This window comes from Pseudomonas sp. BJa5 (genome assembly GCF_030272875.2).
Taxonomy (GTDB): Bacteria; Pseudomonadota; Gammaproteobacteria; order Pseudomonadales; family Pseudomonadaceae; genus Aquipseudomonas.
Window position 1 is genome coordinate 12,928 of sequence record NZ_JALRNG020000020.1, and the last position, 26,203, is coordinate 39,130.

General features: G+C 66.9%; 20 protein-coding genes. 19 read left to right on the top strand and 1 reads right to left on the bottom strand.

The features are described from left to right. Window positions 1-41 precede the first annotated feature (41 nt). From M2D63_RS13345 to M2D63_RS13390, 10 genes are all read left to right on the top strand, one after another. A complete protein-coding gene (locus M2D63_RS13345; protein WP_285863391.1) occupies window positions 42-1,031 on the top strand; it encodes a bifunctional MaoC family dehydratase N-terminal/OB-fold nucleic acid binding domain-containing protein in 990 nt (329 codons plus the stop codon). Beyond that, window positions 1,016-2,149, top strand: coding sequence for an acyl-CoA dehydrogenase family protein (locus M2D63_RS13350; RefSeq protein WP_285863392.1), 1,134 nt, complete (start codon window positions 1,016-1,018; stop codon window positions 2,147-2,149). The genes M2D63_RS13345 and M2D63_RS13350 overlap by 16 nt, the downstream gene beginning before the upstream one ends. Next, window positions 2,121-2,540, top strand: coding sequence for a MaoC family dehydratase (locus M2D63_RS13355; protein ID WP_285863393.1), 420 nt, complete (start codon window positions 2,121-2,123; stop codon window positions 2,538-2,540). The genes M2D63_RS13350 and M2D63_RS13355 overlap by 29 nt, the downstream gene beginning before the upstream one ends. A 17-nt stretch (window positions 2,541-2,557) precedes the next feature. Further along, complete coding sequence (locus tag M2D63_RS13360; RefSeq protein WP_285863394.1) at window positions 2,558-3,736, top strand: lipid-transfer protein; 1,179 nt, start codon at window positions 2,558-2,560, stop codon at window positions 3,734-3,736. A gap of 10 nt (window positions 3,737-3,746) precedes the next feature. After that, window positions 3,747-4,916, top strand: a complete 1,170-nt coding sequence (locus M2D63_RS13365; protein WP_285863395.1) for an acyl-CoA dehydrogenase family protein — start codon at window positions 3,747-3,749, stop codon at window positions 4,914-4,916. 103 nt (window positions 4,917-5,019) lie between these two features. Further along, the gene (locus M2D63_RS13370) at window positions 5,020-6,225 is read left to right on the top strand and encodes an acyl-CoA dehydrogenase family protein (protein ID WP_285863396.1); all 1,206 of its coding nucleotides are present in this window, start codon (window positions 5,020-5,022) and stop codon (window positions 6,223-6,225) included. Then, on the top strand, window positions 6,222-7,382 hold the full coding sequence (locus M2D63_RS13375) for an acyl-CoA dehydrogenase family protein (protein ID WP_285863397.1): 1,161 nt from the start codon (window positions 6,222-6,224) through the stop codon (window positions 7,380-7,382). Before M2D63_RS13370 ends, M2D63_RS13375 begins: the two co-directional genes overlap by 4 nt. Beyond that, on the top strand, window positions 7,375-9,063 hold the full coding sequence (locus M2D63_RS13380; RefSeq protein WP_285863398.1) for a class I adenylate-forming enzyme family protein: 1,689 nt from the start codon (window positions 7,375-7,377) through the stop codon (window positions 9,061-9,063). The genes M2D63_RS13375 and M2D63_RS13380 overlap by 8 nt, the downstream gene beginning before the upstream one ends. Before the next feature lie 80 nt (window positions 9,064-9,143). Then, the gene (locus tag M2D63_RS13385; RefSeq protein WP_285863399.1) at window positions 9,144-10,526 is read left to right on the top strand and encodes a DUF1329 domain-containing protein; all 1,383 of its coding nucleotides are present in this window, start codon (window positions 9,144-9,146) and stop codon (window positions 10,524-10,526) included. A gap of 139 nt (window positions 10,527-10,665) precedes the next feature. Then, window positions 10,666-11,376 carry a TraX family protein gene (locus tag M2D63_RS13390; protein WP_285863400.1) on the top strand — a complete coding sequence of 237 codons (711 nt, stop codon included), beginning with the start codon at window positions 10,666-10,668 and terminating at the stop codon, window positions 11,374-11,376. Between the two features lie 129 nt (window positions 11,377-11,505). On the opposite strand, the gene M2D63_RS13395 is transcribed toward M2D63_RS13390, so the two are convergent. Further along, window positions 11,506-12,834 carry an MFS transporter gene (locus M2D63_RS13395; RefSeq protein ID WP_285863401.1) on the bottom strand — a complete coding sequence of 443 codons (1,329 nt, stop codon included), beginning with the start codon at window positions 12,832-12,834 and terminating at the stop codon, window positions 11,506-11,508. 320 nt (window positions 12,835-13,154) lie between these two features. On the opposite strand from M2D63_RS13395, the gene M2D63_RS13400 reads away from it, so the two are divergent. The 9 genes from M2D63_RS13400 (at window position 13,155) to M2D63_RS13440 (ending at window position 26,163) form a co-directional block, all read left to right on the top strand. Further along, window positions 13,155-14,240 (top strand): alkene reductase, encoded by a 1,086-nt coding sequence (locus M2D63_RS13400; protein WP_285863402.1) that lies wholly within the window; start codon window positions 13,155-13,157, stop codon window positions 14,238-14,240. After that, a complete protein-coding gene (locus tag M2D63_RS13405; RefSeq protein WP_285863403.1) occupies window positions 14,237-16,087 on the top strand; it encodes a long-chain-acyl-CoA synthetase in 1,851 nt (616 codons plus the stop codon). Before M2D63_RS13400 ends, M2D63_RS13405 begins: the two co-directional genes overlap by 4 nt. Next, window positions 16,084-17,160, top strand: a complete 1,077-nt coding sequence (locus tag M2D63_RS13410) for an MBL fold metallo-hydrolase (RefSeq protein WP_285863404.1) — start codon at window positions 16,084-16,086, stop codon at window positions 17,158-17,160. Before M2D63_RS13405 ends, M2D63_RS13410 begins: the two co-directional genes overlap by 4 nt. Before the next feature lie 69 nt (window positions 17,161-17,229). Next, the gene (locus M2D63_RS13415) at window positions 17,230-18,897 is read left to right on the top strand and encodes a DUF1302 domain-containing protein (RefSeq protein ID WP_285863405.1); all 1,668 of its coding nucleotides are present in this window, start codon (window positions 17,230-17,232) and stop codon (window positions 18,895-18,897) included. Window positions 18,898-19,008: 111 nt separating this feature from the next. Next, window positions 19,009-20,220 carry a thiolase family protein gene (locus tag M2D63_RS13420; RefSeq protein ID WP_285863406.1) on the top strand — a complete coding sequence of 404 codons (1,212 nt, stop codon included), beginning with the start codon at window positions 19,009-19,011 and terminating at the stop codon, window positions 20,218-20,220. A gap of 4 nt (window positions 20,221-20,224) precedes the next feature. Further along, window positions 20,225-21,169 (top strand): OB-fold domain-containing protein, encoded by a 945-nt coding sequence (locus tag M2D63_RS13425; protein WP_285863407.1) that lies wholly within the window; start codon window positions 20,225-20,227, stop codon window positions 21,167-21,169. Between the two features lie 250 nt (window positions 21,170-21,419). Continuing rightward, window positions 21,420-22,391, top strand: coding sequence for a YCF48-related protein (locus M2D63_RS13430; RefSeq protein ID WP_285863408.1), 972 nt, complete (start codon window positions 21,420-21,422; stop codon window positions 22,389-22,391). Window positions 22,392-22,400: 9 nt separating this feature from the next. Beyond that, window positions 22,401-24,809: an RND family transporter gene (locus M2D63_RS13435; RefSeq protein ID WP_285863409.1), complete on the top strand. Its 2,409-nt coding sequence runs from the start codon at window positions 22,401-22,403 to the stop codon at window positions 24,807-24,809. Window positions 24,810-24,927: 118 nt separating this feature from the next. Next, window positions 24,928-26,163 (top strand): helix-turn-helix transcriptional regulator, encoded by a 1,236-nt coding sequence (locus M2D63_RS13440; protein WP_285863410.1) that lies wholly within the window; start codon window positions 24,928-24,930, stop codon window positions 26,161-26,163. Window positions 26,164-26,203: the final 40 nt, after the last annotated feature.

Sequence of the window (26,203 nt, forward strand, 5' to 3'; positions counted from 1 at the left end):
CCCGGGTACCGGGTGCTGCCCTCACTTTGCAGGAGACGACTGTGGCAGATCCACAATTGCTGTCCAATGTGAGCGCCCTGGTGGGGCGCCAGTACGGGCGGGTGTATGCCTGGGACGAGGTCAACGCGCCGATGATTCGCCAGTGGTGCGAGATCATGGGCGTGGAAAACCCCCTCTACACCGACCCCGCCGTGGCCCTTGAAACCGTCCACGAAGGCCTGATCGCGCCGCCGGCGATGCTCCAGGTGTGGACCCTGGAGGGCTTTCACGCCAACAACTACCCGCCGGGCTCCACCGACGAGAACCCCTACGAGGTGCTCAAGCTGTTCGAGGCCGAGGGCTACACCTCGACGGTGGCGGTCAACTCCGAGCTGAGCTTCACCCGGCCGCTGCGCCTGGGCGAAAAGCTGTACTACACCACCCGCCTGGAGTCGGTGGGCGACGAGAAGACCACCGCCCTGGGCACCGGTTTCTTCGTCACCCTGGTGATGAGCCATTTCGTCGAGAAGGCCGGCGGCGACGAGCCGGTGGGCGAGTTGCTGTTCCGCGTATTCAAGTTCCGTCCGGCCGCTGCTGCCCCGGCACCTGCCGTTGAAGCACCGGTGGTGGCCAAGCGGCCACTGCCTGGTATCAGCGACGACACCCGCTTCTTCTGGGACGGCTGCGCCAAGGGGCAGTTGCTGATCCAGCGCTGCACCGCCTGCGCCACCTTGCGTCATCCTCCGGCGCCAGTGTGCATCAAGTGCCACAGCTTCGACTGGGACAGCGTCCAGGCCAGTGGCCGCGGCAGCCTGTATTCCTTCGTGGTCATGCACTACCCGGTGGTCGCGCCGTTCGAGCATCCCAACCCCATCGGCCTGATCGAACTGGAAGAGGGCGTGCGCCTGATCGCCGGCCTGGTCGGCGTCGAACCCGGGCAACTGAAGATCGGCCAGCGCCTGCAGGTCGAGTTCCAGACCTTCGATGAGCAGCTGACCCTGCCGCTGTTCCGGCCCGTGCCGGCCGAGGAGGGTGCATGGACTTCGAACTGAGCGAAGACCAGCGCGCCATCGCCGAGATGGCCGACAGCCTGTTCACCGACCATTGCGACGACGATGCCCTGCGCCAGTGGGACAGCAGCGGCGAAGCGATGATGGCCGACCTCTGGGGCCTGTGCGTGGAGACCGGCCTGCATGCCCTGGCCATTCCCGAACAGGCCGGCGGCAGCGACCTGGGCATCACCGAATTGATGCTGGTGCTCCAGGCCCAGGGCCGCAGCCTGGGCCAGGTGCCGCTGTGGCGTCATCAACTGGCGGCGGCGACCCTGGCGCACTTCGCCCTGGGCGAGGCGGCGGGCTGGGCTGCGCGGGCGGCCAGCGCCGAGGTACTGCTGACCCTGTCGATCGAAGCCCGTGCCAGTGCCTGCGGCATCGACCTGCACGCCCGGCCTTGCGAAGGCGGCTGGGTGCTGGATGGCAAGGTCGCCGCGCTCGCCTTCGGCCAACAGGCCCAAGCGGCGCTGGTGCTGGCCGAGGCCGAGGGCCAGCCGCGACTGGTGCTGATCGATCTGAGCGCGACGCAGGTGCGTCGTGTGCCCGGCGTGCTCACCCATGGCGAGCCGGTGGCCGAGATCGAAATCGAAGGCCTGCGCATCAGCGCTGAACAGCTGTTGCCGGGACCAGCGCTGGACTGGCTGGAGCCACGGGTGCAGGCGGCGCTGGCGGCCTTGCAACTGGGCGTCAGCGAAGCGCACATCCGCCGCACCGTGGCCTATGTCAGCGAACGCGAGCAGTTCGACCGGCCGATCGGCAGCTTCCAGGCCGTGCAGATGCGCATGGCCGATGCGCACATCGACCTGGAAGCCCTGCGCAGTGCGCTCTGGCAGCTCTGCTACCGGCTCGACGCCGGCCTTGCCGCGCCCTGCGAAGCCCTGGCCACGGCCTGGCTGGCCTGCGAGGCCGGGCACCGCATCGGCCACAGCGCGCAGCATGTGCATGGCGGTATCGGCGTCGACCTGACGTACCCGATTCACCGCTTTCTCTACTGGAGCCGTGCCCTGGGCCTTGCCCTGGGAGGATCGGCGGCATGCCTGGAACGCCTCGGCGACTGGCTGGGCGATAACGACAAGCTGGGATGGAAATATGACCTCGAAGAACACCAAGCGCTTTGAAGACGTGCAGCCCGGCGAAGCGTTGCCGGCGCTGGCGATTCCCATCACCGTCGGCCTGATCACCGGCGGCGCGATCGCCACCCGCGACTACTTCCCCGGTCACCACGACCTGGAAGCGGCCAAGGCCCTGGGCTCGCAGCACATCTTCATGAACATCCTCACCACCAATGGCCTGGTCCAGCGCTTCGTCGAAGGCTGGGCCGGCCCGCTGGCGCAGTTCGTGTCGCTGAAGATCAAGCTCGGTGCGCCCAACTACCCCGGCGACTGCATGACCTTCAACGGCAGCGTGACCCGCCAGGACCCGGCCACCCGCACGGTGGAAGTGACCCTGAGCGGCAAGAATTCCATGGGCAATCACGTGACCGGCACGGTCGCGCTGATCCTGCCCTGACAGCGGGAGACACACAGATGACCGATTCATCGATCAGCGGGCGCGCCGCCATTGTCGGCCTGGGCGCCACCGAATTTTCCAAGAACTCCGGGCGCACCGAGCTGCACCTGGCCATGGAAGCCACCTTGAGCGCGCTCAAGGACGCCGGCATCGACCCTTCCGAGGTCGAGGGCTTCAGCTCCTACTCGGTGGACAAGGTGCCCGAGTACGAGATCGCCCGCCTGCTCGGCTGCAAGGACGTCAAGTTCTTCTCCCAGGTGCCCCACGGCGGCGGCGCGGCCTGCGGGCCGGTGATGCATGCGGCCATGGCGGTGGCCACCGGGGTGGCCAAGGTGGTGGTGGTCTACCGGGCGATGAACGAACGCTCCTGGTACCGCTTCGGCACCGGCACCTACGGCTTTGCCTCGACGCCGATCTTCGAGAACGTCAACTACGGCTGGTACATGCCCCACGGTTTCCACACCCCGGCGGCCTGGGTCGGCATGTTCGCCCAGCGCTACATGCACACCTACGGCGCCACCTCCGAAGACTTCGGCCGGGTGGCGGTGGCGGTGCGCGACTTTGCCGCGACCAACCCGGCGGCGTTCTTCCACGGCAAACCGATCACCCTGGAAGAACACCAGGCCTCGCGCTGGATCTGCGAGCCCTTGCACCTGCTCGACTGCTGCCAGGAATCCGACGGCGCGGTGGCCATGGTCATCACCTCGGCCGAGCGCGCCCGCGACCTGCCGAACAAACCGGTGATCATCAAGGCCGGCTCCCAGGGCATCACCGACGGCCAGCAGATCATGACCTCGTTCTACCGCGACGACATCACCGGCCTGCCGGAGATGGGCGTGGTGGCCCGCGAGCTGTACCGCCAGTCGAAGCTCGGCCCGGAGGATCTGCAGACCGCGGTGATCTACGACCACTTCACCCCGTTCGTGCTGCCGCAACTGGAAGAGTTCGGCCTGGCCCCGCGCGGCGAGGCCAAGGAGTTCATCCGCGCCGGCCACCATGCCCGCGGCGGCAAGCTGCCGATCAACACCCACGGCGGCCAGCTGGGCGAAGCCTACATCCATGGCATGAACGGCGTTGCCGAAGCGGTGCGCCAGGTGCGCGGCACGGCGGTCAACCAGGTGGCCGATGTGCACAACGTGCTGGTCACCGCCGGTACCGGCGTGCCCACCAGCGGCCTGATTCTCGGCGCAGCCTAAGGAGCAGCTCATGTTCGTCGATCTCACTCCCGAGCAACAGCAGCTGCGCCTGAAGGTGCGCGACTACTTCCAGGCCCTGATGACCCCGCACCTGCGCGAGCAACTGCGCGGCCAGGAGGGCGGCGAGCTGTTTCGCCAGACCGTGCGGCAGATGGGCCGCGACGGCTGGCTGGCGGTCGGCTGGCCCAAGGAACACGGCGGCCAGGGCTATGCCGCCACCGAGCAGTTGATCTTCTTCGAAGAGGCCAATATCGCTGGCGCGCCCTTGCCGTTCGTGACCATCAGCACCGTCGGCCCAGCACTGATCGCCCATGGCAGCGCTGCGCAGAAAGAGCGCTTTCTGCCCGGCATCGCAGGGGGCGAAATCATGTTCGCCATCGGCTATTCCGAACCCGGTGCCGGCAGCGACCTGGCGGTACTCAAGACCAGCGCCCGGCTCGACGGCGAGCACTTCGTGGTCAACGGCAACAAGCTGTGGACCTCCGGTGCCGAGTCGGCCGACTACATCTGGCTGGCAGCGCGCACCGATCCTGAGCGGGCGCGGCACAAGGGCGTGTCGATCCTGATCCTCGACACCCAGTTGCCGGGCTTCTCCAGCACCCTGATCCCGACCACCAGCAACCCGACCGCCGCCACCTACTACGACAACGTGCGCGTGCCCCGCGACATGCTGGTGGGCGAGCTGCACGGCGGCTGGAAGCTGATCACCGCGCAGCTCAACCACGAGCGCCTGGGCCTGGGCTCCTGGTCGGACAAGGTCGCCGGGCTGTTCCGCCGGGTCTACCTGTGGGCGCGCAGCCGCGACGAGCAGGGACGCCGGGCGGTGGACAAGGCCTGGGTGCGAACCTCCCTGGCCGAGTGCTATGCGCGCCTTGAAGCCATGCGCCTGATCAACTTCAGGATCGCCGCCGACCTCGAACGCGACCGGGTAGACGTGGCGCTGGCCTCGACCACCAAGGTCTACGGCTCGGAGTCGGCCATCGAGATCCTTCGTCGCCTGGCCGCCATCCTCGGCGCCAACGGCGCGCTGCGCAGCGGCACGGCCGCGGCGCTGCTGCAGGGCGACCTGGAGTACGAAGTGCGCGCCTCGGTGACGGTGACCTTCGGCGGCGGCACCAACGAGATCCAGCGTGAGCTGATCGCCCAGTTCGGCCTGGGCATGCCGCGTCCACAGCGCTAGCGCCTGTGGGCGCGGGCTTGCCCCGCGATCGCGATTTGCCTGACACACCGCAATCGCGGGGCAAGCCCGCTCCCACAATCAAACAAAAACAAGGGTCAATCATATGAGCACCATCGAGCAATTCAGGCACGACACCCGGGCTTGGCTTGAGGCCAACTGCCCGCCATCGATGCGCACCGCCATGGGCGAGGGCGACGTGGTCTGGGGCGCGCAGCAGCCGCAGTTTCCCAGCAGCGATGCGCAGCTGTGGTTCGAACGCATGCGCGACAAGGGCTGGTTCTGCCCCGAGTGGCCGCAGGCCTACGGCGGCGCCGGCCTGGACGCCGAGCAACTGGCCGTGCTGGAGGGCGAAATGCGCCGCCTCAAGTGCCGGCCGCCGCAGATCAACCTGGGCGTTTGGATGCTCGGCCCGTTGCTGCTGGAGTTCGGCAGCGAGGAACAGAAACGCACCTTGCTGCCGCCCATGGCCCGTGGCGAGGTGCGCTGGTGCCAGGGCTTCTCCGAACCCAACGCCGGCTCCGACCTGGCCAGCCTGAAGATGAGCGCCCGCGATGCCGGCGATCACTTCGTGGTCGACGGCAGCAAGATCTGGACCTCCTACGGCGACAAGTCCGACTGGATGTACGCCCTGGTGCGCACCGACCCGGCCGCGCCCAAGCATGAAGGCATCAGCCTGATCGTACTGGACATGCGCAGCCCCGGCGTCAACCCGGTGCCCATCGATCTGATCAGCGGCAAGTCGGCGTTCTGCCAGGTGTTCTTCGACGCTGTAAAGGTGCCCAAGTCGCAACTGATCGGGCCGCTCAACGGCGGCTGGAATCTGGCCAAGCGCCTGCTCCAGCACGAACGCAAGGCCATGTCCAAGTTCGGTGAAATCAGCCTGCCGTCCCATGTCGACCTGCTGGCCCTGCTGCGCCAGTACCTGCCGTGTCCGCAAGGGCAGGGCGAACACGTGCTGCAGGGGCGCGCCCTGGCCTGCGCGATGAACGAACGTGCCTATGACCTGACCGTGCAGCGCATGGGCCAGGCAGCCCAGGCCGGCGACGACATCAGCGGCCTGATGGCGATCATGAAACTGGTGCACACCGAGCAGGAGCGCGACAAGTTCGAGGTGCTGCTCGACCTCATGGGTGGCCATGCCATGGGCTGGCAGGCCGAGGCTGGCAACGACTCGCAAATGGCCATTACCCGCGGCTGGCTTAACAGCTATGCCCTGACCATCTCCGGCGGCGCGTCGGAGGTCCAGCTCAATGTGATTGCCAAGCGCGTGCTTGGCCTGCCCGAAGCCAAGAAAGGAGTGACGCCATGAACCTGGTCTACAGCGACGAGCAGCGCCTGCTGGCCGACAGCGCAAGGGACTTTCTTGCCGCCCGCAGCCCGGTTGCCGCCCAGCGCCGGTTGCGTGACGAGGGCAGCGCGACTGGCTTCGATCCGCAGTTGTGGCGCGATGCGGTAGCGCTGGGCTGGAGCGCCATTCCTTTCCCCGAACAACTGGGCGGGCTGGATTTCGGCTGCATGGGCCTGGGGCCGATCTTCGAGTCCATCGGCCGTAACCTGGCGGCCACGCCCTTGCTGTCCAGCGTGGTGCTGGGCGGTTCGCTCTTGCACCTGGCCGGCGATGCCGCGCAGCAGGACCGCTGGCTGGCGCCGCTGATCGCCGGCGACCTGCGCCTGGCCCTGGCCTTGGACGAGCAGGCCCGCCACGCCCCGCAAGGCACTGCGCTGCAGGCCCGGGCCGATGGGAATGGTTACTGCCTCAATGGCGACAAGTACTGGGTGCTCGATGGCCTCGGCGCCGATGCCTACTTGGTGGCGGCGCGGGTGGCCGGGCTTGCCGGCGATCCCCAGGGCATCAGCCTGTTCCTGCTGCCGGCCGATACGCCGGGCCTGAGTGTCAGCGCCTTGCCGCTGATCGATGCGCGCAACTGCGCACGCCTGCAATTGCAGCAGGTGCGGGTCGGCGCCGAGGCCTTGCTCGGCCAGGCGGGCGAGGGCTGGGCCAGCCTCGACCTGGCCCTGGACCGTGGCCGTGCGTGCCTGGCCGCCGAGCTGCTGGGCGCCGCCGAGCAGCTGTTCGAAACCACCCTGGAGTACCTCAAGACCCGGGTGCAGTTCGACACCCCGATCGGCAGCTTCCAGGCCCTGCAGCACCGCGCCGCGCAGTTGTACATCGACCTGGCCCTGAGCCGCAGTGCGGTCATGGCGGCGCTGTCGGCACTGGATGACGACACGCTGGATGCCGCCGCCCGTGGCCGCCTGGTCAGCCTGGCGAAGTGGAAAGCCGGGGATACCGCGATCAAGGTCTGCAACGAGGCGGTGCAGATGCACGGCGGCATCGGCGTGACCGACGAGCTGGACGTGGGCCTGTACCTCAAGCGCGTGCGTGTGGCCCAGGCAACCCTGGGCGATCGCGACTTTCATTGCCAGCGCTACGGGGCCCTGGCCCAGGGGGCAGAGCATGAGTGAACAACGCTGGCGCCAGGCCTGGGCGCAGCTGATCGCCCCAGGTTCGCCCTTTGAAGTAGTGAGCCCCGAAGACGGCGGCCCCCGTCGATTTCGCCACACCGCGCCGGACCTGTTGCAGGCCATCGACGCCGGTCGCGTGCATGGCGACCGTGAGTTCCTGGTGTGGCAGGAGCAGCGCCTGACCTTCGCCCAGTATTTCGATCAGGTCGACCGCCTGGCCGGGCAATTGATCGGTTCCTTCAAGCTGCAACCCGGTGCGCGGGTGGCCATCGCCATGCGCAACCAGCCGGCCTGGCTGGTGGCCTTTGCCGCGATCCAGCGCTGTGGCGCGGTGTGCGTGCCGCTCAACAGCTGGGGGCTGCGCGACGAGCTGCTGCACGGCCTGCAGGACAGTGGCGCCTGCCTGCTGCTGTGTGACGAGGCACGCCTGCGGGTACTGGGCGGCGATCTGGGGAGTGGGTCGCTGTCGACCATCGTCGTCGGCACCGCAGCCGACCAGGTACTGTCCGAGCATTGCCTGCGCTACGAGGACCTGCTGGCCGCGCCGCCGTTGCCGGTGCCGAGCCTGCAGCTCGACCCCGATGCTGCGGCGCTGATCCTCTACACCTCCGGCACCACCAGCCGCGCCAAGGGCGTGCTGTCCAGCCACCGGGCGATCTGCCAGGCACTGACGGCGCTGGAGTTCCAGGGCGCGTTCTGTGCCATGAGCTCGCCCGAGCGCATCGGCGTGGTGATCAACAGCGGCCTGGCGCCGACCACCCTGATGGCGGTGCCGCTGTTCCATGTCAGTGGCCTGCATGCGCAGTTCCTCCTGGCCCTGCGTGCCGGCCGGCGCCTGGTGCTGATGTACAAGTGGGACGTGGAGCGGGCGCTGGACCTGATCCGTGACGAGCGCTGCACCCAGTTCAACGGTGCGCCGGTGATGATGCAGCAGTTGCTGGCCTCGCCGCGTTTCGGTGGCGCCGACACCGCCAGCCTGTTCGGCCTCGGCCTGGGCGGCGGGGCGTCGTCCAGCAGCCTGCTGGCCAGCATGATCGAACGCAAGCCCGATGCCATTGGCGGCAGCGGCTATGGCCTGACCGAAAGCAATGGCATCGGCGCCGCTATCGGTGGCGACCAGTTCGTCTACAAACCGGGCAGTTGCGGCTGGCCGCTGCCGATCGTCGATGTGCGCATCGGCGATGACCCGCAGCACCCATTGCCGGCGGGCAGTCCCGGGCTGATCTGGTTGCGCTCGCCGACCCTGATGAGCGGCTACTGGAACCTGGCGGCGGACAGCGCCGCGACCTTGCGCGGTGGCTGGCTCGACACTGGCGACACCGGCTACCTCGACGACGAGGGCTTCCTGTGTATCAGCGGACGGGTCAAGGACCTGATCAACCGTGGCGGCGAGAAGATCTCCGCGGCCGAGATCGAGGCCTGCATCGGCGACATGCCCGGGGTGCAGGAGGCGGCGGCCTTTGCCGTCGCCGACAGCCAGCTGGGCGAGGCGGTGGCCCTGGCGGTGCGCGCTGAACCCCACCTGGAGGCGGGCGCCATCCAGGCCTATATCGCCGCTCGCCTGGCGGCCTACAAGGTGCCGGCCCGGGTCTACCTGCACGCCACGCCGTTGCCGCGCAACGCCACCGGCAAAGTGCTCAAGGCCCAACTGCAGCAATCGGTCGGCACGTTCGATTCTTAGTCTTTCCGGACGATGAATACGCCGCCAGAACGCGAAGAATGGGTACTAACCGAAAGCCTTATCAGCGAAGGAGGCAATACATGAAAATAACAACAACAGGTGCCGTGCTCGCGGCCGCGATGGTGGTCAATACCGGCCTGGTCGGTAGCGCAGCGGCGCAGGTGTCGCCCCAGGAAGCCGACAAACTGGGCAAGGAGCTGACCTGCGTCGGCGCCGAAAAAGCCGGCAACGCCGATGGCAGCATCCCGCCTTACACCGGCAAGTACCTAGGCGAAGTGCCGGGCTGGAACCATGTGAAGTTCTCCGGCGACCAGCCGGTGGACCCGTACGCTGCCGAGAAGCCGATCCTGGTGATCACCGCGCAGAACATGGCCCAGTACGAATCGCGCCTGACCGAGGGGCAGAAGGCCCTGCTGAAGAAATACCCCGACAGCTACAAGATGAACATCTACCCGGGGCACAGGGATTTCCGTTACCCGGACTACGTCTGCGAACGGGTCAAGTACAACGCCCTCAATGCCCGCCTGGTCAACGACGGGCTGGGTATCGAAGGCCTGGGCCAGGTGCCGTTCCCGATTCCCAAGACCGGCATGGAACTGCTGTGGAACCACCAGTTGCCGGCGCGCGCCTACACCGAGGAAAAGATCAGCGACCTCGCCTCGGTACTGCCCAACGGCAGCATCGGCTGGGGCCGTGCCCATGCGCGCAACCTGTCCCAGGCCAACTCGCCGACGGTCGAGCCCAAGACCGAGGACAAGGTCCAGGCGATGAGCTACAACACCACGCTCAAGCCGGCCCGCGACAACGGCGTGATCAGCATCGCCCACGAGCCCTACAACTTCGCCACCAACCCGCGCCAGGCCTGGGCCTACAGCCCGTCCACCCGGCGCGTGCGGCAGATGCCGGGCTATGGCTATGACCAGCCGATGATCGGCACCAACGGCACCATGACCGTCGACGAAGACCGCCTGTTCAACGGCGCACCCGAGCGCTACAGCTGGAAGCTGGTCGGCAAGCGCGAGATCTACAGCCCGGCCAACGCCTTCAAGGCCAACGCCGCCAACGTCAAGTACGCGCAGCTGCTCACCCCCAACCACCCCAACCCCGAGTACATGCGTTATGAACTGCGCCGGGTGTGGGTGCTGGAGGCTGACCTGAAGGAAGGCTACCGCCATGTCTATGGCAAGCGCGTCCTGTTCATCGACGAGGACACCTGGAACGCGGTGATGGCCGACAACTACGATGCCCGTGGGCAGTTGTGGAAGCACGCAATGATCAACTACTACTACCACCCGGACATGAGTGGCTGGCAGGCCGGCTCGCAGTTCTTCATGGACCTGAACTCGGGGCAGTACACCGGGTATGGCATGACCAACGAGGCGAAGAAAGGCCCGATCCTCAACGAGTCGAAGTTCACCGCCGACATGTACACCTCCGACGCGGCACGCGCGATCGGGCGCTGAGCTGATCGCACCGGCCCCATCGCGGGGCAAGCCCGCTCCTACCGGGTAGGAGCGGGCTTGCCCCGCGATGGGGCCTTTTCGTTTGGCCGCCAGGCCTCCTATGCTGTGAGCTGATCCCCGCACGCATCCAAGGACGCCCATGCCCCCCACACCCCAGCGTTCGGCAGGCCTGGATCTGCTCAAGTGGCTGGCAATGCTGACCATGGTCGCCGATCACCTGCGCTTTCTCATGCCCACGGCCGACTGGCTGTACGTGGTCGGGCGCCTGGCGTTCCCGCTGTTCTGCCTGGGCATCGCCGCCAATGTCGCACGCTCGACGCCAGGGCAGCTGTTTACCGCCGCCAATGGCCGCTATCTGGGCTGGATGGTGGCGTTTTCGCTGCTGTCCGAGTGGCCCTACCGCGCGCTGGACGTCGGTTCCGGCACCTTCAGCATCATGCCGACGTTGACCTTGGGCCTGCTGCTGGCCCTGGGCGTGCAGCATCACCGTCGGCTCATGGCCCTGGGCGTGGTGCTGGTGGCGCTGCTGGCGGCGGATGTTCTGATGTATGGCTGGCCGGGCGTGTTACTGCCGGCGGCGTTCGTGCTGGCGCTGCGCGGGGGCAGGGGCACCTGGCTGGTGCCCGGGTTTATCGCGGTGGCGGGGAACCTGACCAACCATTGGGTACGCAGCAACGTGGCCCAACCGATAGCGTTGATGATCCTGGCGGTGGCGTTGCTGTCGGCGGCGCTGGGGCTGTGGCTGTTGCGCAGGCCGTACAAGGCTCGGGTATGGCCGGTGGGGAAGTGGGGGTACTGGTTCTATCCGCTGCACCTGGTCGTGATCAAGCTGCTGACCCGGCTGCTCTAAGGCATAAGGCTGGATGTGATTCACGTGTAGCCGCTGCGGCCCTGTGGGAGCGGGCTTGCCCCGCGATGCGGCGGTGAGATCAATCGCGGGACAAGCCCGCTCCCACAGGGTGGGAGCGGCTACATGGCTTCAGGCTGTGACTGCGCCTGCGGCGACTTTTGCGGTTGCCGGCTCACGCAACTGCCGGCGATAGCCCGGCAACGCCAGCGCCAGGAACACCGCCGCCAGCACCAGCATCGACACCGACGCCGCCAGCGCATAGCGCAACGACTCAGCGCCTAGGGTCGGCACGAAGAAATCACTGAGCACGCCGATCAGCAACGGCCCCACGCCCACGCCGAGCAGGGTCATGGACATCACGAAGATCGAGGTCGCCTGGGCCAGGCGGGTGGCCGGGAACAGGTGGGTGATGGCGCCAAGGCACGGTGTTGCCCACCACACACCGAAGAAGGCGAACACGCTGTAGAACAGGAACGCCGTCGGCACATCGATGCCGCCTACCTGCAGCAGCGTGCCCTGGGGCCAGAGGAAGTAGGCCAGGGCGAAGGGGATGCTGACCAGGGTGCCGAGCAACGGCACGCCGATCTGCCAGCCGGCATCGCGACGGGCCATGCGGTCGGTGACCAGGCCGCAGGCCAGGGTGCCGAGGGCCGCGCCGCTGCCGCCGACCACGCCGACCAGAAAGCCCGCCTGCTGCACGTTCAGGCCATGGGAGCGGATCAAAAAGCTCGGGCTCCAGGTGCCGATGGCATAGCCGGCGATGGCTGCCGCGCCGCCGGTCAGCACCAGCCAGAAAAACGACGGCATGTGCAGCAGCTCCAGCAGGGTCTTCAACCAGCCTTGCTGTGGCGCCGCCACCTGCACGGCCGCAGCGGCAGGTTTCGGGCTGCGCACGGTCAGCAGCAACAACAGCCCGAGGAAGATCCCCGGTGCGCCGATCAACAGGAAGGCCAGGCGCCAGCCATGGTGCTGGGCAATCCAGCCACCCAGGCCCAGGCCCACCACTGCGCCCAGGCTCGAGCCGAGCATCAGCACCGCCAGGGCCGTGGAGCGCCGCCGCGGCGGATAGAGGTCGGAGACCATGGCCACCGACGGCGCGGTGCCGCCGGCTTCGCCCACCGCCACGCCAATGCGCGCCAGCACCAGCATCAGGAAGCTGCCGGCCAGGCCACAGAGCATGGTCATCAGGCTCCAGGCGATGCAGCTCAGGGCAATCACCGGCTTGCGTCCGATGCGGTCGGACAGGCGTCCCAGGGGGAAGCCGAACAGGGTGTAGAACACCGCGAAGGTCACCCCCGAGAGCAGGCCGATGCCGGTGTCGGAAATGCCGAATTCAAGCTTCACCGGCTCGATCAGGATCGCCATCAGCTGGCGATCGATGTAGTTGAAGACGTAGATGGCGGCCAGCACGAACAACGCATAGTGCGTGCGCCATGTCACAGGGGTCGAGGTGTTCACAGCGGGTGCTCCCGGTCTTGTTTCTGGTTGTGGGAGCGGGCTTGCCCCGCGATTGCGATCTACCTGGCAAAACGCAATCGCGGGGCAAGCCCGCTCCTACCTGAAGTGAGCAGCATCGGGGCCCATCCAGGCTTTTTCATCGTCCGTTCAGACCAGTTTCGAACACCTCGCCCCTGTGCTGAAAATCTAGTCTTGACGGACGATGTTTCGTGACAGCCCCGGGTCAATCATTCGGCCCATCTCCGGCATTGCGCGATCCCTGCCGCCGTGCAGCGCGATTCTGGCATAGCCGGGAATTTCCAAGAAGTGAAGGAGCTGACATGAGCATCTTGTTCGAGCCGCTGCGTCTGGGCGACCTGCAACTGGCCAACCGCATTGTCATGGCGCCGATGACCCGCAGCCGTGCCGGCAGCGATGCCGTGCCTGGCGCCGAGATGGTCGAGTACTACCGCCAGCGCGCCAGTGCCGGGCTGATCGTCGCCGAGGGCACCGCGCCTTCGGCCAGCGGCCTGGGCTACTGCCGCACCCCGGCGATCTACAGCCGCGAGCAGGTGGCGGCCTGGCGCCAGGTGACCGACGCGGTGCATGAACGCGGCGGGCGCATCGTGCTGCAACTGATGCACGTGGGCCGCGCCGCCAGCCATCACAACAAGCCCCGGGGCGCAGCCACCGTGGCGCCGTCGGCGCTGCGCGCAGGCACCCGGCTGTTCACCGATGTGGCCGGCATGGTCGATACCGACGAACCCCAGGCACTGACCCTGGACGGCATCGCCGAGGTGATCGGCGACTATCGCCAGGCGGCCATCAATGCCCGTGAAGCCGGGTTCGATGGCGTCGAGCTGCACTGCACCAGTGGCTACCTGCCGATGCAATTCATGGCCTCTGGCAGCAACCGTCGCGAGGATGCCTACGGCGGCAGTGCGGCCAACCGCGTGCGCTTTGCCAAAGAGGTGCTCGAAGCCATGGCGGCGGCCATCGGCGCCGGCCGCGTCGGTTATCGCCAGTGCCCGGGCAACCCCTACAACGACATCGACGACGCCGATCCGGCGGCCACCGCGGCGGCCTTGTGCGAAGCCGTGGCGCCGCTGGGCCTGGCCTACCTGCACATCATGCGCTCGCCGCTGCCGGGGCTCGATGCCTTCGCCCTGGCGCGCCAGCACCACAGCAGCGGCCTGATCCTCAATGACGGCTTCGACGGCGAGTCGGCCAGGGCCGCGCTGCAAGCGGGCGAGGGCGATGCCGTGTCGTTCGGCCGGCACTTCATCGCCAACCCGGACCTGGTCGAGCGCCTGCAGCGAGGCCTGCCGCTGGCCGGCTTCGACCGTCACACCCTCTACACCCCGGGGGCGCGCGGCTACTCGGATTATCCGGCCTTTCAGACCGCCAGCCTGGAGGTGACGCCATGAGCTCGATTCAAAACGCCAACCTGATGCCCGGCGTGGTGGTGCCCCGCGAGCAGACCCAGGCGCTGCTCGACCAGCGCGCCGCCGCCAGTGCGCAGATCAAGCCACGGGATCACTACACCCTGGCCGACCGCTTCGAAGAACAGGCGCGCACGCAAGGCGAGCGGCCTTTCCTGATTTACGCCGGGCAGCCCTACAGCTATGCCCGGGTCGACGCCCGGGCCAACCAGATGGCCCACACCTTCTACGCCAAGGGCCTGCGCGCCGGCGATGTCTGCGCGCTGCTGATGGAGAATCGTCCTGAATTCTTCTGCACCTGGTTCGGGCTGGTCAAGCTCGGCGTGGTGGTCGCCTTCATCAACACTCAGGTCAACGGACGCGCCCTGCAGCATGCCCTTGAGACCACCGCCGCCAAGGCCGTGGTGGTCGGCGAGGAATGCCTGGCCAACCTGCAGGCCAGCGACGAGCTGCCGGCGTTGTCCTACTGGCTGGTGCCGGATGCCGAGAACCCCTGGAATGCAGCGCTGCCCAAGGGGGTGGACGGCCATTTTGCCGCGCGCCTGGACAGCGCCCCCGCCAGCGCCTTCCCACGGGACATGCGCGCCGGCATCGAGGCCCAGGCACCGACCCTGTTGATCTTCACCTCCGGCACCACCGGCCTGCCCAAGGCAGCGCGTTACAGTCACATGCGCTGGCTGTCGTCGGGCGACGTGATGGAAGTGACGCTCAAAGCCACCTGCGAAGACGTGTTCTATTGCTGCCTGCCGCTGTACCACGGCGCGGCGGCGACCTCGGTGACCTCCACGGCATTGCGCGCCGGTGCCAGCATCGTGGTGCGGCGCAAGTTCAGCGTGCGCGAGTTCTGGAAGGATGTGCGTCAGCAGCGCATCAGCGTGTTCCAGTACATCGGCGAAATCTGCCGCTACCTGCTCAACCAGCCGCTGGTCGAAGGCGAGCGTGAGCACAGCCTGCGCTGCATGCTCGGCGCCGGCCTGACCCCGGAATCCTGGCAGCGCTGGGTCGAGCGCTTCGGGCCGATCCAGATCTTCGAAGGCTGGGGCGCCACCGAGGCCAATGCCAACCTGATCAACGTCGACAACTACGCCGGCTCCTGCGGGCGGGTGCCGGACTGGAGCCGCACCAACCTGCGTCTGGTGCGCTACGACGTGGAGAACGACTGCCATCCACGGGACGCGCAGGGCTTCTATCAGCTGTGCGAAGTGGGCGAGGTGGGCGAGGCCATGGGCTTTATCGTCGATCACCCGGACATCGGCGGCGGGCGTTTCGAGGGCTACACCTCGGCTGAAGCCAGCGAAGGCAAGATTCGCCGCAACGTGTTCCGCCAAGGCGATGCCTACTGGAGCTCGGGCGACCTGCTGCGCGAGGACCGCGACGGCTACTGCTACTTCGTCGATCGCATCGGCGATACCTTCCGCTGGAAGAGCGAGAACGTCTCGACCCAGGAAGTGGCCGATGCCCTGGGCGACCTGCCGGGCCTTGAGCTGATCAATATCTACGGCGTGCAGGTGCCCGGCCACGAAGGCCGCGCCGGCATGGCGGCGGTGCTGATGCAGGCAGGGCAATGCTTCGACCCCGAGGCCTTCTATGCCCTCACCGAGCAGTCCCTGCCACGCTACGCGGCGCCGGTGTTCGTGCGGGTCAGCGCCGCGGCCGACCTGACCAGCACCTTCAAGCTGCGCAAGGTCGACCTGCAGCGCCAGGGCTACTGCCCAGAGGCGTGCCAGGACCCGCTGTACATCCGCGATGAGCACACGCGCAGCTATCAGCCGTACTCGCCGGAGGTGCTGCAACGCGCCGGCCTGCAACCCTTCGCCGGGGGTGCGGCATGAACGGCGGGGACGCCGAGGTGCGCGACGGCCTGCGCTACCCCTGGGCGCAGCCGCCGGCCAGCGGCGAGGTGCTGGAAGTGGCCGACGGTGTGTTGTGGCTGCGCATGCCGCTGCCGTTTCGCCTCGACCATATCAACCTCTACCTGCTGCGCCACGAGGCCGGCTGGGTGGTGGTCGACACCGGCATGAACACCGCGCAGACCGTCGCGGTGTGGGAGCGGGTGTTTGCCGAGGTGTTCCAGGGCCAGCCGGTGCTGGCGGTGATCTGCACGCATTTTCACAGCGATCACGCCGGGGTGGCGGCCTGGCTCACCGAGCGTTTCCACTGCCCGCTGTACATGACCGCCGCCGAGTTTCGCAGCCTGCACGTCCAGGTGCCGGACGAGGCGCCGCCGGCCTGGGCCTTTGTCGACTTCTACCGCAAGGCCGGCTTCAGCCTCGAGCAGGCCGGCGAGTTCCATGGGGCGATCCAGAACAAGCATTTTCGGCCACTGAATTGCACGGGCTTTCGGCGCTTGCGCGAGGGTAGCGAGCTCAAGATCGGAGATCGGCGCTGGCAGGTGCTGATCGGCAGCGGCCACTCGCCCGAGCATGCCTGCCTGTACGCCGCCGAGGATGGCCTGCTGATTTCCGGCGACCAGGTGCTGCCGCGCATCACCTCCACGGTCGGCGTCCAGGCCACCGAGCCCGAGGCCGACCCGCTGCGCGACTGGCTGGATTCCCTCGAACGCCTGCGCAGCGTGCCCGACAGCGTGCTGGTGCTGCCGGCCCATGAGCGTCCGTTCTTCAACCTGCACCAGCGCCTGGCGCAATTGCAGGTCCACCACCAGGGCCACCTGGAGCGAATGCTGGCCAGCTGCGACGAGCCGCGTACCGCGCTCGAGCTGATGGCCGTGCTGTTTCCCAGGCTGTCGGGTCGTTTCGACGAACTGATGGCCCTGGGTGAAACCTTGGCGCATGCCAACTACCTCATCAGCGAAGGCGCCCTGGTGCGCGAAGAACACGGGGAACTGCGGCGGTATCGGCGCGCTCCGGCGCAAGCCGTGGCCCCCGACCCGCAGCGGGTGTTCTGAGCACGCCGGTGTCCCGGTCTTGGTGAACAGTCCAGGCGGCCTTTGCGGTTGCCCTAGAGGAGAGTCAGTGTGAACGACAAGAACAACAATAATTGTACTGGCCTGGATGCGCAGGCCTTCCAGGCCACCGGCCTGGCGCTGGCCGTGGCACTGGCGGCGACGCCGGCCTGGTCGGGGGAAACCATCGAGTTCGACAACGGCGCGACCCTCGACTGGTCGGTGACCACCAGCTACGGCATGGGCGTGCGCGTGGGCAAGCCCAGCGACCGGCTGATGACCCTCAACGCCGACGATGCCAACCGCAACTTCGACCAGGGCAGCCTGACCACCAACCGCATCGGCGCCCTGGGCGAGATGATCCTGCGCCAGGACAACTATGGCGCGGTGCTGCGCGCCAGTACCTTCTACGATGACGTCTACCACCAGGACAACGACAACGATTCGCCGCAAACGGTGAACAAGAGCGGTGACAACGACGAGTTCACCAGCCGCACCCGTTACTACAGCGGCGGTCGCAGCCGTCTGCTCGACGCCTATGTGTTCGGTGGCTGGCGCTTCGACAACGACACCATGCTCGACGTCAAGGCCGGGAAGCATATCGAGTCCTGGGGCGAGAGCCTGTACTACCCCGGGGTCAACGGCGTGCAGAACCCCTCCGATGCGGTGAAGGCGGCGCAGCCCGGGGTCGAGGTCAAGGAAGTTCTGCTGCCGGTGGGGCAGTTCTCCGGTTCCTACCGGATCAACCCGCAGGTCACCTTCGGTGCTTATGTGCAGTACGAGTGGAAGGGTACCGAACTGCCGCCGGTGGGCAGCTACCTGTCGAGCAGCGACGTGGTCGGGCCGGGTCGCGAGTTCATCCGCACCGCCACCGGCACCGTGCCGTACCGCGGCACCGACGAGCCCCGCGACAGCGGCCAGTGGGGCGTACAGGTGCGCTACCGGCCGATACCGGCCATCGAGCTGGCGCTGTTCCATGTCAACTACCACGACAAGAACCCGGCCACCGCGCTGGTGGGCTACAACGCCGTGCCCCTGGGCAATGGCCAGTTCGCCTTCGCCACTAACGGCTACCGCATCAATTACTTCGAAGACATCAAACTGACCGGCCTGAGCCTGTCGACCAAGCTGGGCGAGACCCAGATCGGTGCCGAATGGTCGTACCGCGACGGCGCGCCGATCATGGTCAACACAGGCCTCGGCCCGGTGCCGGCCAAGGGCAAGGGCCAGCAGTTCCAGGTCTCGGCCATGCGCATCCTCGGCGACCGCCCCTGGGCCAGCCAGACCACGCTGACCGCGGAAATCATTCATGTACGCGCCGACAGCGTCGAGTCGGCCTCGGCGGCGCCCAATCTGCAGGGCGTCAACCTGTTGCCGTCGCTGGCGCCACTGGTGGGAGATTCCGATGACTTCACCTACAAGACCAGCTCCGCCTGGCGCAGCCAGGACGCCAGCGCCTACACCCTCGGCGCCTCGTTCAGTTATCCGGGGGTTTTCCAGGGCTGGGATCTGGAGGTGCCGGTGCGCTTCTCCAACGTGTTCAGTGGCTCGACACCCATGGCCGGCAGCATCTCCGGGGTGCAGGGCGACCGACGCTACAGCGTCGGCACCACCTTCAAGTACCTGAGCAACCTGGAAGTGGCCCTGACCATGGTCGGCTACCTGGGCTCGCCGGACCCGGTCAAGCGGCCGTTCGCCGACCGTGACTACGCCACGTTCTCGATGAAATACACCTTCTGAGTGCTGTGGGAGCGGGCTTGCCCCGCGATGCGATGTGACTGGTAGCACGCAATCGCGGGGCAAGCCCGCTCCTACCGAATCTTCATTTAAACCGTTGCAAGAGGGGGACTTATGGGACTCAAAGGACAGGCCGCGATCGTCGGCACTGCGCAATACAAGCCTGAGAAGTACGCCACCGCACCACGCATGTTTCACCTGGAGCAGGTCGCTGACCTCGCGGCGCGGGCCCTGGCCGACGCCGGGCTGCGTGCCGAGGATCTGGACGGGCTGGTGATCAACGGCCCGCACTTTCACGAAGCGTCGGTGTTCGTGCCGGCCATGGCCGCCGAATACCTGGGCCTGCAACTGAACTTCGCCGAAGTGGTGGACCTTGGCGGTTGCACCCCGGTGGGCATGGTCTGGCGCGCGGCGGCGGCCATCGAACTGGGGCTGTGCCAGGCGGTGCTGTGCGTGCTGCCGGCGCGCATGGCGCCGTTCGGGCCGGAGGAAGACCCGGCCTGGATGGCCCGGGCCATGCGCTTTGGCGGGCACAGCACCGCCTATGGCGCGCCGGAGGCGGAGTTCGACCTGCCTTATGGGCACATGGGCCAGAACACCGGCTACGCCATGATCGCCCAGCGCTATGCCGCCCAGTACGGCTACGACCCGCGGGCCATGGCCAAGATCGCCGTCGACCAGCGCTTCAATGCCCAGGCCAACGACCAGGCGATGTTCTTCGGCCAGCCGTTGACCATCGAGCAGGTGCTGGCCAGCAAGAAAGTCGCCGACCCGCTGCATGTGCTGGAAATCGTCATGCCGGTGGCCGGTGGCGCGGCGTTGATCGTCACCTCCCGCGAGGTGGCGGCGCGTACCCGCAAGCGTCCGGCGTTCATCACAGGCTTTGGCGAGCACCTGGCGTTCAAGTCGCCGTCCTATGCCAAGGACATGCTCCACACCCCGATCGGCCCGGCCTCGCAGCGCGCCTTCGCCATGGCCGGTCTCAAGCCGGGTGACATGCATGCGGCGCAGATCTACGACTGCTACACCATCACCGCCTTGCTGACCCTGGAAGACGCCGGCTTCTGCGCCAAGGGCGAGGGCATGGCCTTCGTCCGCGAACACGACCTGACCTGGCGCGGCGACTTCCCGATGAACACCCACGGTGGTCAGCTCAGCTTCGGCCAGGCCGGTTCCGCCGGGGGCATGTCCCAGGTGATCGAAGCGGTCACCCAGATTGCCGGCCAGGCCGGCGAACGCCAACTGACGCGCTGCGACAACGTCTACGTCTCCGGTACCGGCGGCGTGATGAGCGAGCAGGGCGCCTTGATCCTGCAGGGAGCCTGAGACCATGTCCAACAACAAACCCATGCCGCTGGCCACCGAGATTTCCGCACCGTTCTGGGAAGGGCTCAAGGCCCGCAACCTGCTGGTCCAGCAGTGCAATGCCTGTGCGCAGTGGCTGTTCTACCCGCGCCGGCATTGCCCGGCGTGCCTGGCCCATGACCTGAGCTGGCGCGCGGTCGACGGCGGTGCAACCTTGTACAGCTACACCGTGACCCGCATCGCCACCTTGCCCGACTTTGCTGATGAAATGCCGCAGAAGCTGGCGGTGGTCGAGCTTGACCAGGGGGTGCGCATCAACACCAACCTGGTGGGGCTGGACGAAGACGAGATCAAGATCGGCATGCGCCTGCAACCGGTGTTCGCCGAGGTCGATGCCAAGGGTAACCGGCTGCTGCGCTTTACCGGCCTGGACAAGGACGTTGCGGCGCTGGAGGCACCGGCCTTCGAGGCGAGTGAGCCGGTGGCCGCGTCGGGCCCGGCGCCGTTGCAGGTCGCCCTGGACGATGCCGAGGGCTTGCAGGCGCTGGTCAGCGAGCAGTTCAGCGACTGGAGCAACAGCGTGTTGGTGGACCAGGCGTTGATCGATGCTTTTGCCCAGTTGTCGGGGGATGACTACTGGATTCACACCGACCCGCAGAAGGCCCGGCTGAGCAGCCCGTTTGGCGGCACCATCGCCCATGGTGCGCTGGTGCAGGTGTTGCAGTCGCGGATGAAACTGGCGCTGGGCTTCGAGATCACCGGCTACAGCACCCAGATCAACTATGGCTCCGACCGCCTGCGCTTCCCGGCGCCGGTACCGGCGGGTGCGCGGATCCATGCCCGGGCACGGGTCAAGGCAGTGCAGGTGCAGGCACGTGGCACCCAACTGACCCTGGAACTGCACACCCATGTGCTGGGCCAGGAGCGGCCGTCGGTGATCAATGACCTGGTGATTCTCTACCAGGCTTGAGACCTGCCTTGGGTGGGAGCGGGCTTGCCCCGCGATGCAAAGGGGCTGACAAACCGCTATCGCGGGGCAAGCCCGCTCCCACCATTCGTAAGCCATTTGGACGATGTTTCCAACCCCGCCAACCCTGAGTATCGAGTGCAGGCAATGCCCCGTCACGCCCCGCGCAGCCTGCGCGGGCGCGCAAGTAGAACAAGAGGATCGGCCGCATGAATGTCCTTGTATCCCCCCGCCCAGCAACGGAGCCATGCCCATGCGCTCGTTGATCGGTTACCTGGTGTGCCTGGTGGTGGCCCTGACCATCGGCTACGCCTTCGCCCCCCGTCCTGTCCCGCTGCCCGGCGAGGAACCGCTGCGCACCGACCGGGTGCAGATCAATGCCTTGCTCAAGGTCGGCGAGCGGGTGCTGGCCGCCGGCGAGCGCGGCAGCATCCTGGTCAGCGATGACCAGGGCGTGAGCTGGCAGTCGGCGACCGTCCAGCCGCAGCGCAATGTGGCGCTCACCGCCCTGGTCGATCTCGGCCAGCAGCGTCTGCTGGCAGTCGGGCACGACGGCTGGATCCTGCGCTCCACGGATAGCGGCAGCCACTGGCAGGAGGTGCGTCATGACAATGAACTGGGCGAGCCGCTGCTCGGTGCCTGGGCCGCCGGCGGCGAGCGGGTGCTGGCCTATGGCAGTTTCGGCAAGTTCTACCAGTCCGACGATGCCGGCCTGAACTGGCGCGCCCTGGCCCTGGAGGTGGACAGCGCTCACCTCAACAGCCTGGATGGCGGCGCCGATGGTCGGCGCATGCTGGTCGGTGAGCAGGGCCTGGTGATGCGCAGTCGCGATGGCGGCCAGCACTGGCAGACCTTGCCGGCGTTCTACAGCGGCTCGCTGTTCGGCGTGGTGCGCCTGAGCGATGAGCATTGGGTCAGCTACGGCATGCGCGGCCATGTGTTCGTCAGCCATGACTTCGGCGACAGCTGGCGCCAGTTGCCGATCGGCAACCAGCTGCCGCTGTACGGCCATGTGCTGCTGCCCGGGCAGGGTGGGTTGTTGATCGTCGGCGCCGGCGGCTCGCTGGTGCGGCTCGATGCCCGGGGGCAGTTGCTCCATGTCGGCCGCCTGGCAGGCCTGGGCACCTTGACCTCGGCGGTGATGATCGGCTCGCGCCTGCTGGTGGGCGGCGAGCGTGGGGTGTTCCAGGAATCCGGTGGCAGCGTTGCCGCCCTCGGCAAGTGAGAGACGGCAATGAATCATGCTAAAAGCTGGGCGACACGCAGTGTCGAACGTATCGCCGATGGCCTGATGGCCTGGCGCAAGGGCCTGCTGGCGCTGTTCGTGCTGCTGAGCCTGGGCCTGGGGTACAGCGCCACGCACACACAACTGGACCCGGGCTTCAGCAAGCAGATTCCGGTGCGCCATGAGTACATGGTCAATTTCCTGCGCTTCAGCCAGTACTTCACCGGCGCCAACCGCTTCCTGGTCAGCGTGCGCTGGAAAGGCGAGGGCGATATCTACAACGCGCAGTTCCTCGATACCTTGCGCAAGGTCAGCGACGAGGTGTTCTTCATCTCCGGGGTCAATCGCGCCAGCGTGACCTCGCTGTTCACCGCCAATGTGCGCTACATCGAAATCACCGAAGAAGGCTTCTTCGGCGACGTAGTGGTGCCGCCACGCTTCGACGGCTCGGCCCGCGACCTGGCCCAGGTGCGCAGCAATGCCGCGGCCTCCGGGCAGATCGGCCGGCTGGTGGCCAACGACCTGAAGTCGGCCATGGTCCGTGCCGACCTGCAGGACCTCGACCCGCAGACCGGCAAGCCGGTGGACTACGCCGAGGTCGCCAGGCGCCTGGAAGACATCCGCGCCCGCTACAGTAACGCGCAGATCGAAATCAACATCGTCGGCTTTGCCAAGCTGGTGGGCGATGTGGTCGAAGGCCTGAACACGGTGATCGGCTTTTTCGTCATCGCCTTCCTGATCACCGGCCTGCTGCTGTGGCTGTATTCACGCTCCTGGCGCCTGACCCTGGTGGCGCTGCTGGTGGCCTTGCTGCCGGTGGTCTGGCTGCTGGGCCTGTTGCCATTGCTGGGGTTGGGCATCGACCCGATGTCGATCCTGGTGCCGTTTTTGATCTTCTCCATCGGCGTGTCCCACGCCGTGCAGATGACCAACGCCTGGAAGCAGGAGGTGCTGGCCGGGCGCGATTCGGTGCAGGCAGCCCACGGGGCGTTCTGCAAGATCTTCATACCTGGCTCCCTGGCGCTGCTGATGAACGCCCTGGGCTTTGCCGTGATCATGCTGATCGACATTCCCATCGTCCACGAACTGGGGGTGACCGCGTGCATCGGGGTGATGCTGATGATCGCCACCAACAAGCTGATGCTGCCGGTGATCATCGCCTACCTGCGCCTGGAGCCTTCGGTGCTGCAACACGCTCGGGCCCAGGGCACCGGTCGTCATCGCCTGTGGTGGCGGCTGTCGGCACTGGCCGAACCCGGTCCGGCCCTGGGCGTGTTCGCCTTGAGCCTGCTGTTGCTGGCAGCCGGTGCCTACAAGGCGCGGGACCTGGCGGTGGGCGATATCGGTGCCGGTGCGCCGGAGCTGCGTGATGACTCGCGCTACAACCTCGACAACCACAAGATCGTCAGCAGCTATTCCATCGGCCTGGACGTGCTCTCGGTGTTCGTCGAGGTCAAGGGGATCGAGGAAGGCTGCCTGGACCCTGCGGTGATGCGCGCGGTGGAAGCCTTCGATTTTCGCATGCGCGCGGTCAAGGGCGTGCAGTCGGTGCAGAGCGTGGCCGGCAAGGGCAAGGTGGTGATCGCCGGCAACAACGAAGGCAACCCGCGCTGGGCGGCGATCCCGGGGTCGGCACGCGGCCTGAGCCAGGGCGCGCGGGCCTATATGCCGGACGACGGGCTGGTCACCGACGCCTGCCAGCAGATGCAGATCCTGGTGTTCCTCACCGACCACGAGGGCGCCACCCTCAGCCATGTGCTGGGTGAAGCGCAACGCATCATCGAACAGCTCCGCACCCCGGAGCTGGATTTCTACCTGGGCGGCGGCAACGTCGGCGTCATGGCGGCCTCCAACGAGGCGGTCAAGCACGCCGAGATCTTCATGCTCGCCGCTCTGTTCGGCTCGGTGGCGCTGTTCTGCTGGCTGACCTTCCGCTCGATCCGCGCCGTGCTGTGCATCCTGGTGCCGCTGGCGATCGTGGCGATCCTGTGCAACGCGCTGATGGCGCTGCTGGGCATTGGCCTGAAGGTCGCCACCTTGCCGGTGATGGCCCTGGGCGTCGGTGTCGGGGTCGACTACGGCATCTACCTGTACGAGCGTATCCAGCACGAGATGGCCGCCGGCGCCGACCTGCGCGAGGCCTTCTACCAGGCCATGTGCCAGCGCGGCACGGCGGCGGTGTTCACCGCCCTGACCATGTCCATCGGGGTGATCACCTGGGCCTTCGCCCCGCTCAAGTTCCAGGCCGACATGGGCGTGCTGCTGTCGTTCATGTTCCTGGTCAACGTGCTGGGCGCGATTTTCCTGCTGCCGGCACTGGCCGCCTGGTTCAACCGCGGGCGTCGGTTGGTACCTGCCGCACCTGTGGTGGAGCACCGTCCATCGCCGATGCATGCTGAAACAAAAATTAACATCTAACGCCTATTGCCGCGGCGATAGCCAGACAGGAGACTGGCGAGCGGGCCCCAGGCCACACCTGCGAAACAATAACAATAAAAAGGACAGGCCAATTGCCTGTCCGTGCAAGGAGAAGACTGTGGAAAATCCGGTTCTGACCCACCAGGCGCTGGCCGAGCTCGGCCTCAACCTTGCCGACTACGATCGTATGGTGGGCGACATCTATGATGGCGCCCTCGACCCCAAGCCCATGGCCAGCATCCTCGAGAACATGCGCGAGGTGTTCCAGGCCAACTACGTCACCCTGATCCTGCGTGTGCCCGACCAGCCCGACATGGGCGTGATGATCGTCGCCGGCGACATCGAAGGCGAGGGTGAGGTCATCTACATGGCCTACCCGCAGACCAACACGCCGTTCGCCAACCAGCCGCTGGACTACGTCTTCACCGTCGACGACATCATGACCGCCACCCAGTGGGAGCAGAGCGCCTACTTCAAGATGCACTGCGGCCCGCAAGGGGTGTACCACGTGATGGGGTCCGACATCTCCACCCCCGATGGCGGCAAGCTGCGCTTTCGCGTGACCCGGGCCAAATCGGCGCCGAGCTTCTCGGTCAACGACCGGGCCCTGTGCGCCATGTTCCTGCCGCACCTGCGCCGCGCCCTGAACATCCACAACCTGCTCGATCGCAGCGAGTCGCTGAACGAACTCTACGCCCAGGCCATCAGCCGCCTGTCGGTGGCCACCCTGGTGCTCGACGAGTGCGGCAGCGTGCTGCAGATCAACCCGGTGGCCCAGGGCATACTCGCCGGCGGCGACGGCCTCAAGCTTGTGGGCGGGCGCCTGGAAGCCACCTACCCGAGCGACAACCGCGAGCTGCAGCGCCTGATTCGCTCGGCGTTCGCCGAGAACACCGCCAAGAGCGCCGAGGCCATGTCGGTGACCCGGCCTTCCGGGCAGGTCAGCCTGGGCCTGGTGGTCGAGCCCATTCCGTCACTGGACTGGGCCGACGAGAAGGGCAAACCGGCCGCCCTGGTGTACATCCGCGATGCGGCCAGCAAGTCGCAGGCCAGTGAAGTGGTGACCAAGCAGCTGTTCAACCTGACCAAGGCCGAGACCGCCCTGGCTATGGAGCTGGCCAACGGCCTGTCGCTGGAAGAAGCCGCCGAGAGCCTGAACATCCGCCGCAACACCGCCCGTGCCCACCTGCGCTCGATCTTCTCCAAGACCGGCGTACGGCGCCAGACGGAGCTGGTGCGCATCCTGCTCAACAGCGTGGTGGCCCTGGGCAAGCCGCAGGTGAACCTCAAGGTCGTGGAAAAGTCCCGGGTGCAGGTTCCGCCCCTGACCCTGGCGACCCGTCGCCAGGCGTAGTCCGCCCGGACGATGCCGATGCGGCATCGTGCTGAGGATA